We start from the raw sequence: 13755 nt of genomic DNA, 5'->3' as shown, positions 1-13755 counted from the left end.
TGGGGTTAAGTTATTTAACAATATTTTTTATTTAAAACCAGTAACTAATTAATAATCCTGCTGATAATAAGAAGCCAAAAATTGTATTTGTCATCGCTGTTGATTTCATTGCGATGCGCATATACCCGGGATCCTTTGCCCCTTTTTGGAAACTTTGAATGGCAGAGATTGGTTTCCTCAAGCCTAGGAACATAACTAATGCCCAAGGGCTTATATAACCCATCAATACAATCACCGCGATCCATAAATAAGCAATGAAAAAGGCTACAGCTAGTGTTACTATTGCTTTTTCTCTCCCAAGGAGGATTACCAATGTCTTTCTTCCTCCTTTAATATCTTCTTCGATATCTCGGATGTTATTCGACATATTGATTGCACCGACTAAAATTCCAATTGGGATGGAAATCAATACACTTTCAGTCGTTATCGTATTCGTTTGAATAAAGAAAGCAATGAGTACAAAACATGTCCCCATTAACAATCCAGAAACTAATTCTCCAAACGGAGTGTACGCAATTGGCAATGGACCACCTGTATATAAATAGCCAACCGCCATTCCAATTAAACCAATGACGACTAACCACCAGCTGCTATTCATACAAATATAAACTCCAATAATTGCTGCTACTACATACAATAAAAGCGCAACTGTTAACACATTTTTTGGTTTCAATCCATGACGAACAATTCCACCACCAATTCCAACAGAATCAGCTGTATCTAATCCACGTTTGAAATCATAGTACTCATTAAATAAGTTCGTTGCGATTTGCAATGCTAAACATGCAACCATCATCGCAATAAATAAAAGCCAATCAATTTCGGCAACATAAAGTGATGCCACCGTCCCTAAAATTACAGGAGAAAATGTCGCCGTTAACGTATGCGGGCGCGTCATCTTCCATATTAATTTAGCGGAACTAATTTCTTTTTCTGTCCCCATAACACTGTTCAATCTCCCTACATTTAAGTATCAATTACTAGCAGTATCTTTCTATCTGTTTTCTGCCACGCATCTATTATATCAAAAAATGAATTGGTAATAGAACTGTAATGCTCTTGCTTGCACCATAACTTTGCATCAAAATATCATTTTTTCTAGTATGGGGTAGTCCCCCATCGCCATCAAGCTAAAATTTTGAAGTAACCCAAAAAAATTCTATCTCACTTTTTTGTTTTATAGATTATTAATTTCTTTTATCACATGAAGATTTCGTTCGAACTGAAATAAAAAGGAAATCATGATTTTCTCTAATTCAGCCTTATTTAAAACATCATCAATGATTACAACTTGATAAGTACTGTCCTTTCCTTTTGCAGGAACAATCATTTTCATGCCCTTTACATTACTTCCGGTCATTTTACCAAATATGAATTGTGCTCCTTCCAGTTCATAATTTTCTATCTTGTCATTGTCATTAATTCACTGATAAAATGGATCTCTTCCTCTTTCTAAAATGTCAGATTGATAAATTGTATAACCAAACTCCCCGGCTCTATATTCTGACCTAATGATAGGATTCAGCTTTTTTGTTGTAATTACTGGTTCAACTTTTTCCCTGTTTAGTTCATAACCTTTCGCTACATATAATCGATAAATTCGTGTTATTATTCTTGATATTGCTGTTGAACCACCTCCGGTAGTTCCTCAAAGATTATTCTTTTAAAAATGTTAATAATGCTTCATTAAATTCTTTTGCATGAGTTGCGTTTAATCCATGAGGACCACCCTGTATTAGAGCAAGTTTACTATCAGGAATGGAATCATATGTGCGTTTTCCACTTAACTCAAAAGGTACAGTTGCATCAGAGTCACCGTGAATAATAAGATTTAATATCAAAATGTAAAAGCTACCAATATATACACAGAAACCAGTATTATAGTTTGATACTGATTTATTTGATGCTTTTATTTATGTACTTGTTAATTTAGCATAGATGATAAAAAATAAGGTTAATTGTCCTATTATCACAATATTCGGCACTGCTATAATTAAATTAATAACAAAAAAGACTGCTAAAATTCCTAAAAACAAGCATAAATGATAAATGTTCAAGCGGTGTTGTTCAAATCTGTATTGATGAAAAACAATTGTAGTTGACAGGAAATAGAGCAATACAGAACCAAAAACAAAATATAAGATAAAAGAATAATAGACCTCATGTAAAAATAATAATCTAATGGATGCTGCAACCATACTCAAAGACATTAAAATAAATAGATGACCGTAAATAATAATTTGACCAGAAGTTTGTTTAGACTTGTCGAGTTTCTTCTCCATGTTATCGAAATATTGCCACCACATCGAAATAATGAGGATAAATGAAATGATCGCAAAGCTTATTGAATCCCAATTTCCTTGTTTAGGTTGAATGACCACAAGAGTGCTTACAAGAGCTTCCCCAAAGAGAATAATGGAAAATAGACCAAATCTCTCTAACAAGTGGGCTGTATTTGTAGGAACCTTTTCTAGACACTTCCTTCCAAGCAGTGGGACAACAATATCGATAAGAATCCCAAAATATAACACAGCATATCGAATCCAAGAATCAAAAAAAACGGATAATAATGAAATAACGATTCCAATCCAAAAATATCTTCCTAAAAAGAGTGCTGCTTTTTTTCGAGCCCCCTCTTCTATACGCTGGATAACAAGATATTGAATTGCAGTCACGACCCTTAAGCCAATATAGCCAATTAAAAAAGAAAGATAATAAGGATCAAAATCAGCTGATAAGCTTGATGTCATTATTAGGACAAAAAACATTTGCAGGATCAAAAAAATCCTTTGATGAAATAAATCTTTTCCAAACCGGTTAACAAAGATAGTTTGCCCTACCCAAGCCCACCAGATCGGAATAAAAATTAAGACAAACTTTACTAAATACTCTGCATGGATTTGACCATCTTCAACATGAAGTAAAACATGAGTCGCAGCCGTCACTGCCGCCACAAATAACAAATCATAAAAGAGTTCTAACCACGTCACTTTCTTTTCTTCCACTTCTGCACTCCCTCCTTATAGTTAATAGTATGCTAAAAATATATAGTAATTGGAAGAGAAAATAATATAGACATAAACCATTTCTCCTCATTATTGTATTCAACATAATTCCCTGGAAGGCGCTTTATCGCGTCTTTTTTTTATTTTCAAAAGGATCGACTCAATTTCTTCTTAGAGCCGTATTTTAATTTAAATGTGATAAGTGTTCAGTGACAATAAAGTCCTTTAAAAAATAATAAAATTGTTTACTTCTTATAGGACTAACGAAGTAGTTTAATGGAAGAAGAAACTATAGTAAGTGTTATAATATTCACTAACTTAAGCAAAGGGGGACGCATTTTTGCACAAACTTAATGCATTAATACCAGAGCTATCGGTTTCAGATATGGAGCAAAGTTTAAATTTTTTTCGGAGATTCTCCTGTTTAAAATTGAATATCAAAGACCAGAGGATAAGTTTGCTTTACTGTCTTTAGATGACTGTCAGATTATAATTGAAGAAGTAAATGGTCATTGGAGTACTGGGGAGTTATCTTATCCCTACGGAAGAGGAATTAATTTTCAAGTTATCATAAAATGATATTGATCCACTATATGATAGTTTGAAAAAGAACGAGTATCCAATTAAATTTGATATCCAAGAGAATTGGTATAGAGCTGATACTAAAATTAAAGGGACAAAAAGAATTTTTAATTATGGGCCCTGATGGTTATCTATTAAGATTTGTTCAAAAATTAGGTAAAAAAGATGTTGAAGCAGATTAAGCTATGTAAGATAAGATGAAAATTTAATAAATGGAGCAAACTACTTTTTTCAATCTATATTTTAGAATTCTATTTTCATGGTTTAAAAGCATCCGCAATCGTACATAATAGCAAGAAAAAAGGAGTGATTATATTGACGGAAGTATTAGAAATGAGTCCCAAGGAACTGAGAAAATGGATTGATCCTAGATTCCCCCATAACGAAAATTAATTGCATTACTTTATATTTAGAGTAATTATCTTGATTATTTTTAACATCCACTTAATTCTTAAACTGATGTATAGGGAAACCACTCCATATACATCAGTTTTTAAAAAATAAAATACTTTATTTACCAAGTTAATATAAATTGCCTTCGCATAGGAGACAGTAGAATTTCTAAATCTTTATTTTAATATTAATCAATTCAAGCATATTCCTTCAAATGCATTTATTACCAAGTCATGCACATAGGAATCATCCAACTTTTCACCGGTTACTAGCAACCGATAAAAAATTGGTCCGTAAATGAGATCGATACTTAAGTCAATATCGAGATTTTCTTTTAATTCTCCTCTTTTAATTCCCTTCTCCAGAAGTTGCTTTGCTTGCAGGCGACGTGGCTGGAAATATCGAGTACGATATTCCTCTGCCAGCTTTGAATCAAATTGTCCTTCGCCAACTAACTCAATAATAATAGTCCCTTCCCGACTTATCAAAAATTTGGTTAAACTTGTGGCATGAATTAAAATATCATTCAATGCTGAACCTGTGTCAGGTATAGGCAATCTAGCTGCGGTAGCAAAAAGAAAACCATCCATTACTACAGCAGCCTTATTAGGCCACCATTTATAAATCGTAGCTTTACTAACTTTAGCACGGTCTGCAATTTTATCGACTGTGACTGCTTTAAAGCCACTTTCCAGTAATAACTCATAAGATGCAGAAAGGATAGCTTTTTGGGTTTCAATATTACGCGGTCTACCTCTTTTACCTTGCACATTAATCATTCCTTTCAAGAACATAAACTATACGTTTAGTATACTTAATATGAACAAATAATAAAATAGCCCATTTACAAAACTTAACGTTTAGTATATATTTTAGCTAATTAATAAACTAAACGTTTAGTTTATTAATTGTTAAGAAATCTTGTAATGGCCATGGCTTTATCTAAGTTCCAAAATACACCAAGGTAATTCTGAAATAAAAGTATGGGGGGAAATTATTATGTCTAATGTTAAAAATAAAGCAAGTGATAAGGAAATTTCATCGGGTTTAATCATTCTTCTGGCAACCGCATGTGGTATCATCGTGGCTAATCTTTATTATGCGCAGCCTTTAATTGGGTTAATTAGTAATGTAATTGGTCTTTCTAATAGTAGTGCCGGATTAATTGTAACGCTAACCCAGATTGGATATGTTGTTGGCTTACTATTTCTTGTACCATTGGGGGATATTGTTGAGAATAAAAAATTGATAATTATATTGTTATTACTAAGTGCAGTTGCTCTAACTGCCACAGTTTTTGTAAAGAGCGCAATCATGTTATTAGTAGCTTCATTCTTTATCGGACTGGGGTCGGTCGCAGCGCAAGTGCTCGTACCTTTTGTATCATACCTTTCATCGGAAAATGCACGCGGTCGTGTAGTTGGTAATGTTATGAGTGGCCTGTTATTAGGTATTATGCTTGCGCGTCCGATATCTAGTCTAGTAGCTGATATCTGGGGATGGAATGCAATATTTGCTTTATCTGCTACTGTAATTATTGTTTTGGCATTTGTATTATCGAAAGTACTCCCTACTAGGAAACCAAAGGCAAAAACAAATTATATAGCCTTACTTAATTCAATGTGGCAACTGCTACGAACTACTCCAATTTTACGCCGCCGTGCCATTTATCATGCTTGTGTATTTGGGGCTTTCAGCTTATTCTGGACCACTGTTCCATTATTATTATCTAGTCCTGCTTTTCACTTTTCTCAGACTGCCATAGCATTATATGCACTTGTCGGGATTACAGGTGCAATAGCAGCTCCAATAGGTGGTCGTCTAGCTGATCTTGGCTGGACACGACCCGCTACTGGGGTAGCTCTCACTGTTGTTATTATTTCTTTAATACTCCCACTTTTTATTCAAAGTAGCTCGCCCTTTGGAATAGCTGTTTTAGTAATTGCTGCAATCCTGTTGGATATGGGAGTATCTGCAAACCTTGTGCTTAGCCAACGTTTAATTTTCTCGTTGAGTCCAGAAATTCGTAGTCGATTAAATGGGGTATTTATGGCTATTTTCTTTTTAGGAGGTGCTGTTGGATCCTTTATTGGAGGATGGGCATATGCCTTAGGAGGATGGAATCTAACATTATGGATAGGAATCGCTTTTCCGACCATAGCCTTGCTTTATTTTGCCACAGAAAAATAGTTCTATAATCAAATTTTAGCAGTCAGTATCCTGACTGCTAGAATTTGATTATCTGAGATTTAAAAATTATTCACGAATTGTATTGAGCTTTTGGTGCAGATTTCAAGTTTTTAAAGACTTCTAAATTCTAGTTAGAGAATTATGAAATAGAAGTGATGGGACAGGAAATCAAGAGCCAATTATCCAAAGTTGGATGCCGGTTGCAAATGTATACTTTTTGGATCATCATGTAACATAAAAATCCTCTTTTTAGTCTATAAATATTTTATAACGTATATTTTTAAATATAAAAAAATTTACTTGACTTTCCTTTTTGACTACTTGTTAAATTCGGAAAGTAAAATATTTTTAAAAGGATTAGAACGGCTAGTTTTATGGCCATTCAAATTGATAGCCAATGTGTGCTTGCCTCCAAGTGTACCTCCAGCAAAAGTAGAAAACCCTGGAGAGGCACCTGCGTGTCCCCATATCGAGACACCGTTTGGAAGTTTAGTTTCATAGATTCCAAGACCATATCTGCCGATTTCAGCAATTCCTGTAGGAACTGTAGTAAGCATTTGTTTTAGTTGCTGTTCCTTCAGTAATTTGCCACTGAGTAAGTAAGAGAAGAATTTGTTTAAATCGTCAGCAGTAGAAATCATATCTCCATCCGAGCTACCTGGGTAAGAATAAGTAACGTCTTTTAGCTCACTTTCTCCGTCATATCTTTCATATCCACGGGCATGATTGGTACCTGGAATAACAGTTGAATTACCAGGTAGGAATGTATTCGACAATTCGAGCGGTTCAACAATCCGATTTTCAACCTCTTCCGCATAGCTGTTTCCAGTTACTTTTTCAATAAGGATACCCAGTATTACGTATCCTGTGTTTGAATAAGACCAGCCCTTACCTGGAGCAAAGTCTGGTGGAAGAGAAATTCCCATCTTTACTAATTCTTCAGCCGTATACAATTTTTTTGTATCCATAATATCATAGTCTTTTGACTTTAAGTATTCAGCAATCCCACTTGTATGATTCAATATCTGCCGAATCGTAATCTGGTTAGCATCATATCCGTTTCCTTGAATGACGCCAGGCAACCATTTTTCGATGGAGTCATCTAGATTCAAGCGGTTCTCTCCAGCCAATTGAAGTAGAACTGTTGCAATGAATGTCTTCGTCGTACTGCCAATGCGAAAGCGAAAATCTGTTTTCATCGACTTCTTGGTTCTCAGATCCGATATCCCGGCGGCATAGCTCCAATTTTTACCACCCTTAGAAATTTGAGCGAGTATTCCAGGGTATCCAAGTTGGAGTGAATCCCGCATTGCTTTCTTAACGGAAGTACGATCGCTTTGATTACTTGTTTGTAACGAACTAGATACATTTTGCGTGGGTTCTGCTTTTACAATTGAGGCTGGTGTTATGTATAACAGGGAACTTCCAGCTATTAAAAGTGATAGACTTGCACATGTAATTTTACTGCATGTTTTCATAAAGCATCCTCTCCTTTATTTAAATTGTAAAGTTAGTTGCTTGCTGTTTCGTATTAATCACACAGCTATTATCTCCACCAATGACAAAAAGTCAGAATTGAATTCGTAATCATATTCATAATTATTATTTTTACAAACGCTATTCTGTCTTAACAAACGGTAAATCGCTCTTCTTCCACATGTATGTTAACCCCAGAAATTACTTCTTTTCCTTGAAACACTCTTGTTACTGATTTGTTTTTCATATATAAGTCATATCTGTTCCGCCTTTCACACCTCCTTATATTTTTATCCTACACAATGAAAATCTCTTTTTTCTTACCTATTCCTTACAAATTACTTACGTTCAAAATAGCTTCTATAATAGGATAGAAGGAGAATCTGTACCTGAAAGTTCAAAGTATTTTCCAATAAATATATTTATCAAATAGAAACACAGGGGTTTTTCAATTCTATTTTTCTTTTTGTAGAAATATACAGAAAGGATGGCGTTTTTGTATGAATCTATCGATTCAAGATGAGTTTCATTTATTCGCTGAAGAACTACAGCGATATTTATCTCCAAGTATTCTTCAACAGCTCACACAGGAGACGGTTTTCGTAAAACGTAAAAGTCAGTATGGCGCACGAGATTTGGCCGCTTTATGTATTTGGATTAGTCAACACGTAGCAAGGAATAAGGCGGAATCTTCAATTAGGATGATGATATAATTAAGTGGGAATTTACTTTATTTTATAATTTATGAGGTGGGAAATGGACTCTTTAGAATTAAATAAATCTAAATATATTATCTCTAACATCAAAGATATTCTGTATAAAAAGCTCATTCTTGATAAACCAATAACTAAAGATGAGGTAAAAAAATTAAACCTAGTTAATCCTACTGTATGCGAAAATGAGAAGTATCTCATACAGGCACGGTGGTTTTGTAGTATGAATATTGGAGAGTGGGAAGATGTAGAAATTATCATTCAAGGAAATAATGAAAATCCTAATGTTGAGATTATAGATATGGCAGAAAAAATATTCGATGAACTCTATCTCCATATAAGCTGTGCATTAAAATATCTACAGAAATTTTTCCCTAATCAAGAAATGAATAACTACTACCTATCCACAATATCTTTTGGAAAGATGGCTAATATTGACGATTATATATTGCCTGGTTTTAGTTTAACGTTTATTTATGAAGGCACTTATGAGTTTCAGTATAAAGTAAAATTTAAAGACAATGGATGGCCGATCGGTTTTGAAGGTGGGCCACTTTAATAATCATAGATAATTTTTCCTATTGGGGTCTCACCACATCGCTATCAAGCTAAGCTCATACAACGTCAATTATAGTAGAAGGTTGTTTCTTTTTTCTAAAGGCTACGTGTAGGGAATTTAAAGATTTGCATACGAAATAAACCCTAACGGGTTTACTTTTTTGAATTAAGCCGCTTGATTATCAGACACGGCACAATTGTAAACGACACCTAATATATCAAAGACTGTTTTCTTCTCATATCGATGAGATTTCCGCCCGTTTTGTTGTAGGAGATTGAACAGGCGAAGTAACACCTTTGATAGCTCTTGGGTGTCTTTCTGTATCGCTTGGAAAAGAAGAAAAAAGTAATCTTTAATCATATATATGGCCTTATATTCACTCAGTTCTCGTTTCTTTTTTATAAGAAGTAATTGCCGCATTTGAAACATGGTAGAAGAACAAAGTAGAATGGCAATCAGTTGCCCATACAAATGGCATTCCAATCGTTCTCGTTTTATCTTTTTACAATGATGAATGTGAAAGAATGATTTCCACGTTTTAAATAAAATTTCGATTTGCCAACGTAAAGAATACCAATCATGTACTTGTTCCATCGGAACAATATCTGCCGGAGTGTTGGTCATATAAACATTGATACCACTAAGTCGTTTACTACGAGGAGAATATTTCATTCCTTTCTTTTTTTCTCGTACAACTTGATCCTGTAATCGTTTTTGTTGTTGTTCTTTGGTTAGTCGATGAACAATCACACGAGTTGGGACTTTATCAATCATTCCTACATAAGCGTTGGATATTTCACATGTTTGTCCTGGTTGAAGAGAGTTCATTAAAACCTCCATATCTATCCGGATATACTCTGTACCTTTCTTGATTCTGCCATCTTGAAAATAATCAGGGTTAGGATTTTTTTGATAAATACGTGTATTCGATTTGATACGTGAAATATAATAAGCCTTTTTATCTTGTATATGTTGAAGATCTTTCAAATGAAAATAACCTAAATCACGGATACATAAATCATTCGCTGTTACAGTTGGGACACACAGGGAACCGTAGGTTCGATCATGTTGTTTACCTGGACCTGTATGAATATGAAGGAATTGTCCACTTAATAGATCATACTCAAGTTGAATCTTCACCCCCGCTGTATGGCTGCATCCTCCTGCACCCGGATAAACGAACGAAAAGGGATCTGGGAGTTGAAATGCGGTTGAATCTAAAATACGGATACGCTTGAAAATAGAAGTATATGGAGAAGAAATCGGCATAGATGAGGCCAATTTTTGGTTTAGTAGTTCAGCTAGTATGTGTTGTAAAAATTGGACGGCTGCTTGATTAAATCGTTGATTCAGTCCTTCAGGACTGATGAGTACTGCTGTTGATGCTTCTAAACAGCTAGATAACTGAGTTAAAGACGTCGTAGCGACATTTTGGTTCATCCATACACATAAAGCGACTAGATCTTTTGCTTGGTACTTACTGGTTCGTTGAACAAAACCAACATCTCTAGCAAAATCTCGTAAGATATTTGGAGATAAGAAGCTTTGAATTTCTTGAGCGAATAGTTGTAATTCATCAGATGCAGAAATAGACATACAAAAACGCCATCCTTTCTATATATATTTCTACAAAAAGAATAGCGTTTTTTGGGAATTATAGATATAAATTCATCTTAGGTTGATGTCTCTACTATAAATTAAATAAAGAACTTACCCTCAACCACTTTTTTACCAGTACCACCTATATAAAGTTCGATATCTTTTTCTTTTTTAGATATAAACAATTCTATTAAACAAGGCATTTTTACAATCGTACCTTGCTCGGCTCGAAGGTGAATACACTTTTGTTTATTATAATAATTATTGGCAAGATATGCTCCAACAGCAGCGTTCCCCATTCCACAAGCAGGATCTTCCATACCTTCCCTGGGGCACAGATTTCTAGTGTGGAAATCAAAATTCTCTCCATAAGTATCAAATGTGAATATTTGCACTTCACGAACACCCAAATTCTCACACAACTCTTGTAACAATTGAATATCGCGTTTAACTGACATTAATGCATTTAAAGAATTTACTGCTATCACTAAATATTTCACGCCTAAATCAATCGTTTGAATTGGAAGATTGAAAGCAATATCTGCTTCATTAATTCCAAAAGTATTAGCGATTGTCTTTTTGTTTATTATTGGTGAAATGAACTTAGGAGAGCTTTGCTTCATTTTTACAAGCACTTGATTTCTAACATTTTCAATAACAACTTCACGTATTCCATTTTGAGTTTCAATTTGATATATTTTCTTTTTACTGAGATCAATCTTCTTGGAATTTACTAGTGCCATAAATGCTGCAATTGTTGGATGTCCAGCAAGCGATACTTCTTTATTAGGAGTAAAATAACGAAATAGAAAATCCGCATTATAAGAGGGATAGACAAATACTGTCTCCACAAGGTTTATCTGTTTAGCGATGTTTTGCAAAGTATTATTATCTAAACCACTGGAATCAAAAAAAACAGCAGCGGGATTTCCAGTTAAATTTTCACCAGAAAAGCTATTGATTACCATAAATTCTTTTTCCAACTTAATTCTATACCTCCAATATTCAATCTATGTAACTAATTTTAATATAAACTAATTCCTATTTTAATGGTCAAAATTCTTGTAAAGAATTTCCTAAACTCGTGTGTACTAATAGGATTATAAATTTTTCGTTTTGGGGGTGACTTGTTTTCTTAGCTTGATAGCGATGTGGTGAGACCCCATGCCCATCAACTTAAGAAATTTTAATACCTTTAAATACAAAAAAACGTCATCATTTCTAAACAGGCCAGATTAGAAATGATGACGTTTTTTATTGTATGGATACTAATTTATATTAGTCTTTCTGATGATGTGATGGTATATCATGCTAATTAATAAAATGTTTTTGAGACACTGTACTTATTAATAATGATGTTTTAATCCTGCTAAAGTAGCTTCGATGAACATCTTCTCTTCTATGTCAACTTGAGCTATCAACTTATCAACTATATGTCTATCTGCGTTAGCTAACAGAAATGCAGATATATTTGCAATACCACTAACATAAGCCGTAGCATCTTTGCTTTCGCCATTCATTTGCATGGAAAATGTAACGTTAGAGTTCATAATTCTTCACCTCTATTTTTGTTCGTTGTGTTCGTTCATTTTGTCAGATGTTAAATCAAATTGAAACTGTATCCTTCGAGTTAATAAGTATTCATAAAAACATAATAAAAAAGAGTGCGATTAAGATGTGCACTCTTTCAAAAGATTTTACCAATCTCGATGATCACCAAGATCATGATTATGTTCACGATCTTGGTCGCGGTCATGATTACGTCTGCGACGACACTCATCACAATCACAGTCACGTCTACAATGACAATCGTTAAAATCGTTTCTTCTACGTCTACGACCGCATCCGCAAAATACTAAATCATCCCAAAAGTTATTACGATCTCGAGAATGCCCAAAATTATTATTCCATCCCATAGATATGATTCCCTCCTCTAAAAATAGAATTCATCATATTCTATGTTTAAAAAGGGAAAACAGCTTGTTTACTAGTCTATGTTTTGTGTTTTAGACTAATAATATTTCAATTTGCGAGTCTATCTTCCCCCTCTATTTTCAATCGTTGTGTTCGTTTGTTTTGTTTAAATGGGCAAAGCTATCAATTTTATCAAATCAATTAATCCAACTATTACATATTAATGATTAATTCATATACTATATTAGATTACTAGAAAGGAGGCGTAACCATGGATAGTTGCGTTGTGTTTGTAAATGGACAACCTTTTTTAGTTCTTTCAGTAGCTGGTATTGAAATTGCTAGATTAGAGATTTCTCTTCAAGTTGCATTAGCTCTAAGAGTGCTTGGAATACCAATCTGCGATTAATTACCAGATCAAAAAAAGAGGGCATTAGCTCTCTTTTTTTATTTACCCCTTATCTTTGCTTGACAACGAACAAGACACCACCAGATCACGGCAGCGCCTACGATAATTGCTATACACATGTTTGTTCTATCTACATAGTAAAATAAAACACCCATAATGAACACATCATAAGATTAGTAACCCTATTTTCTGTCCGTTGATTATTATGTTTATAAACCTAGATTATGCACATCTATATTCAGTAAGTGCATACCCTATTACATGAATGCTACTTTAGGAGTGATTATATTATGAATCCTTTCCCGATGAGGATTTTTGTAGCTCCAACTTCGACTTGGCAACATTTACTTCACCATCCTTCATATGGTCAATATGGTATGCAACCTGGTCATATCCCCTTTACTCCTACAATTGCGCCTTCTTCTGTAATATATCAATATCATTATATTTTTCCAGCATTGTATTTCCAAGAGTTTCACGGTACATTTAACATCTAATCTAAATAGAAAAATATCCGTTATCTGTACCATTGGGTGAGTCAATTCATGTTATACCTAAAACAGTATTTAAATACGTTTAATGTGTAATTTCTATATAACAAAGAAAAAAGCACCCATTATGGATGCTTAGTGCTTAATTACGATCGATTAAAGTAATATTCCGATTTTGCAGAACAACTAAGGATTCTGCATTGGTACGTGACCTTTTCTCCTGCAATCCGGCGTTCATTTTTCAAAATTGCAGCATTTTTGGAAGTAATAAATTCTGCCTCCCATCCGCATTGCTTGCATTCCATTATTTTTTTTTAAAATCCTTCTTCAATGATAACTTCATTCATTCTCTTCACTTCTTTCTGTAGTTGATAACTCATTTAAACGACTACAGAACAATCTGTCAAGCTTATTACTCTCAACC

Annotated in this window: 13 protein-coding genes and 2 pseudogenes; 5 read left to right on the top strand and 10 right to left on the bottom strand. The window is 34.1% G+C overall.

Annotated features, from left to right (window positions below):
- Positions 1-31: 31 nt before the first annotated feature.
- The 5 genes and pseudogenes from menA to DN390_RS08145 form a co-directional block, all read right to left on the bottom strand.
- The gene (gene menA / locus DN390_RS08170; protein ID WP_147807084.1) at positions 32-943 is read right to left on the bottom strand and encodes a 1,4-dihydroxy-2-naphthoate polyprenyltransferase; all 912 of its coding nucleotides are present in this window, start codon (positions 941-943) and stop codon (positions 32-34) included.
- Positions 944-1177: 234 nt separating this feature from the next.
- Complete coding sequence (locus tag DN390_RS31055) at positions 1178-1330, bottom strand: hypothetical protein (protein WP_255443924.1); 153 nt, start codon at positions 1328-1330, stop codon at positions 1178-1180.
- A gap of 325 nt (positions 1331-1655) precedes the next feature.
- Positions 1656-1838: pseudogene (locus tag DN390_RS08160) on the bottom strand (alpha/beta fold hydrolase); the annotation flags it as partial.
- A gap of 75 nt (positions 1839-1913) precedes the next feature.
- Positions 1914-3005 carry a low temperature requirement protein A gene (locus DN390_RS08155; protein ID WP_060631456.1) on the bottom strand — a complete coding sequence of 364 codons (1092 nt, stop codon included), beginning with the start codon at positions 3003-3005 and terminating at the stop codon, positions 1914-1916.
- Between the two features lie 1166 nt (positions 3006-4171).
- The gene (locus DN390_RS08145) at positions 4172-4759 is read right to left on the bottom strand and encodes a TetR/AcrR family transcriptional regulator (protein WP_147807082.1); all 588 of its coding nucleotides are present in this window, start codon (positions 4757-4759) and stop codon (positions 4172-4174) included.
- Positions 4760-4979: 220 nt separating this feature from the next.
- On the opposite strand from DN390_RS08145, the gene DN390_RS08140 reads away from it, so the two are divergent.
- Positions 4980-6170 carry an MFS transporter gene (locus DN390_RS08140; RefSeq protein ID WP_147807081.1) on the top strand — a complete coding sequence of 397 codons (1191 nt, stop codon included), beginning with the start codon at positions 4980-4982 and terminating at the stop codon, positions 6168-6170.
- 317 nt (positions 6171-6487) lie between these two features.
- Here the strand turns inward: DN390_RS08140 and DN390_RS08130 are convergent, their stop codons facing one another.
- Positions 6488-7648, bottom strand: coding sequence for a serine hydrolase domain-containing protein (locus DN390_RS08130; protein ID WP_147807080.1), 1161 nt, complete (start codon positions 7646-7648; stop codon positions 6488-6490).
- A gap of 498 nt (positions 7649-8146) precedes the next feature.
- On the opposite strand from DN390_RS08130, the pseudogene DN390_RS08125 reads away from it, so the two are divergent.
- A pseudogene (locus DN390_RS08125) lies at positions 8147-8320 on the top strand (IS4 family transposase); the annotation flags it as partial.
- A gap of 82 nt (positions 8321-8402) precedes the next feature.
- Positions 8403-8918 carry a hypothetical protein gene (locus DN390_RS08120; protein ID WP_097951904.1) on the top strand — a complete coding sequence of 172 codons (516 nt, stop codon included), beginning with the start codon at positions 8403-8405 and terminating at the stop codon, positions 8916-8918.
- Between the two features lie 165 nt (positions 8919-9083).
- On the opposite strand, the gene DN390_RS08115 is transcribed toward DN390_RS08120, so the two are convergent.
- From DN390_RS08115 to DN390_RS08100, 4 genes are all read right to left on the bottom strand, one after another.
- Positions 9084-10514, bottom strand: coding sequence for an IS4 family transposase (locus tag DN390_RS08115; protein WP_147807079.1), 1431 nt, complete (start codon positions 10512-10514; stop codon positions 9084-9086).
- Between the two features lie 101 nt (positions 10515-10615).
- The gene (locus tag DN390_RS08110) at positions 10616-11500 is read right to left on the bottom strand and encodes a PhzF family phenazine biosynthesis protein (RefSeq protein ID WP_147807078.1); all 885 of its coding nucleotides are present in this window, start codon (positions 11498-11500) and stop codon (positions 10616-10618) included.
- Positions 11501-11863: 363 nt separating this feature from the next.
- Positions 11864-12067 (bottom strand): hypothetical protein, encoded by a 204-nt coding sequence (locus tag DN390_RS08105; RefSeq protein ID WP_060631462.1) that lies wholly within the window; start codon positions 12065-12067, stop codon positions 11864-11866.
- A 147-nt stretch (positions 12068-12214) separates the two neighbouring features.
- Positions 12215-12433, bottom strand: coding sequence for a hypothetical protein (locus DN390_RS08100; RefSeq protein WP_147807077.1), 219 nt, complete (start codon positions 12431-12433; stop codon positions 12215-12217).
- 269 nt (positions 12434-12702) lie between these two features.
- Between DN390_RS08100 and DN390_RS08095 the strand changes: the two genes are divergently transcribed.
- Together DN390_RS08095 and DN390_RS08090 are read left to right on the top strand one after the other, a co-directional pair.
- Positions 12703-12840, top strand: coding sequence for a DUF3956 domain-containing protein (locus DN390_RS08095; protein ID WP_000376554.1), 138 nt, complete (start codon positions 12703-12705; stop codon positions 12838-12840).
- Positions 12841-13130: 290 nt separating this feature from the next.
- The gene (locus DN390_RS08090; RefSeq protein ID WP_029438876.1) at positions 13131-13337 is read left to right on the top strand and encodes a hypothetical protein; all 207 of its coding nucleotides are present in this window, start codon (positions 13131-13133) and stop codon (positions 13335-13337) included.
- The last annotated feature ends 418 nt before the right edge of the window (positions 13338-13755 follow it).

It is taken from the genome of Bacillus sp. SH7-1, assembly GCF_008042405.1.
Classification (GTDB): domain Bacteria; phylum Bacillota; class Bacilli; order Bacillales; family Bacillaceae_G; genus Bacillus_A; species Bacillus_A thuringiensis_N.
Note: the sequence above shows the minus strand (reverse complement) of the source record. Positions and strands in the feature narration are given on the sequence as shown.

Excerpts from the sequence above, each read along its gene's own strand:
- DN390_RS08140 (WP_147807081.1), top strand. The coding sequence starts at position 4,980 with ATGTCTAATGTTAAAAATAAAGCAAGTGATAAGGAAATTTCATCGGGT.
- DN390_RS08095 (WP_000376554.1), top strand. The coding sequence starts at position 12,703 with ATGGATAGTTGCGTTGTGTTTGTAAATGGACAACCTTTTTTAGTTCTT.
- DN390_RS08105 (WP_060631462.1), bottom strand. The coding sequence starts at position 12,067 with ATGAACTCTAACGTTACATTTTCCATGCAAATGAATGGCGAAAGCAAA.
- DN390_RS31055 (WP_255443924.1), bottom strand. The coding sequence starts at position 1,330 with ATGATTGTTCCTGCAAAAGGAAAGGACAGTACTTATCAAGTTGTAATC.
- DN390_RS08130 (WP_147807080.1), bottom strand. The coding sequence starts at position 7,648 with ATGAAAACATGCAGTAAAATTACATGTGCAAGTCTATCACTTTTAATA.
- DN390_RS08145 (WP_147807082.1), bottom strand. The coding sequence starts at position 4,759 with ATGATTAATGTGCAAGGTAAAAGAGGTAGACCGCGTAATATTGAAACC.
- DN390_RS08115 (WP_147807079.1), bottom strand. The coding sequence starts at position 10,514 with ATGTCTATTTCTGCATCTGATGAATTACAACTATTCGCTCAAGAAATT.
- DN390_RS08120 (WP_097951904.1), top strand. The coding sequence starts at position 8,403 with ATGGACTCTTTAGAATTAAATAAATCTAAATATATTATCTCTAACATC.
- DN390_RS08090 (WP_029438876.1), top strand. The coding sequence starts at position 13,131 with ATGAATCCTTTCCCGATGAGGATTTTTGTAGCTCCAACTTCGACTTGG.
- menA (WP_147807084.1), bottom strand. The coding sequence starts at position 943 with ATGGGGACAGAAAAAGAAATTAGTTCCGCTAAATTAATATGGAAGATG.
- DN390_RS08100 (WP_147807077.1), bottom strand. The coding sequence starts at position 12,433 with ATGGGATGGAATAATAATTTTGGGCATTCTCGAGATCGTAATAACTTT.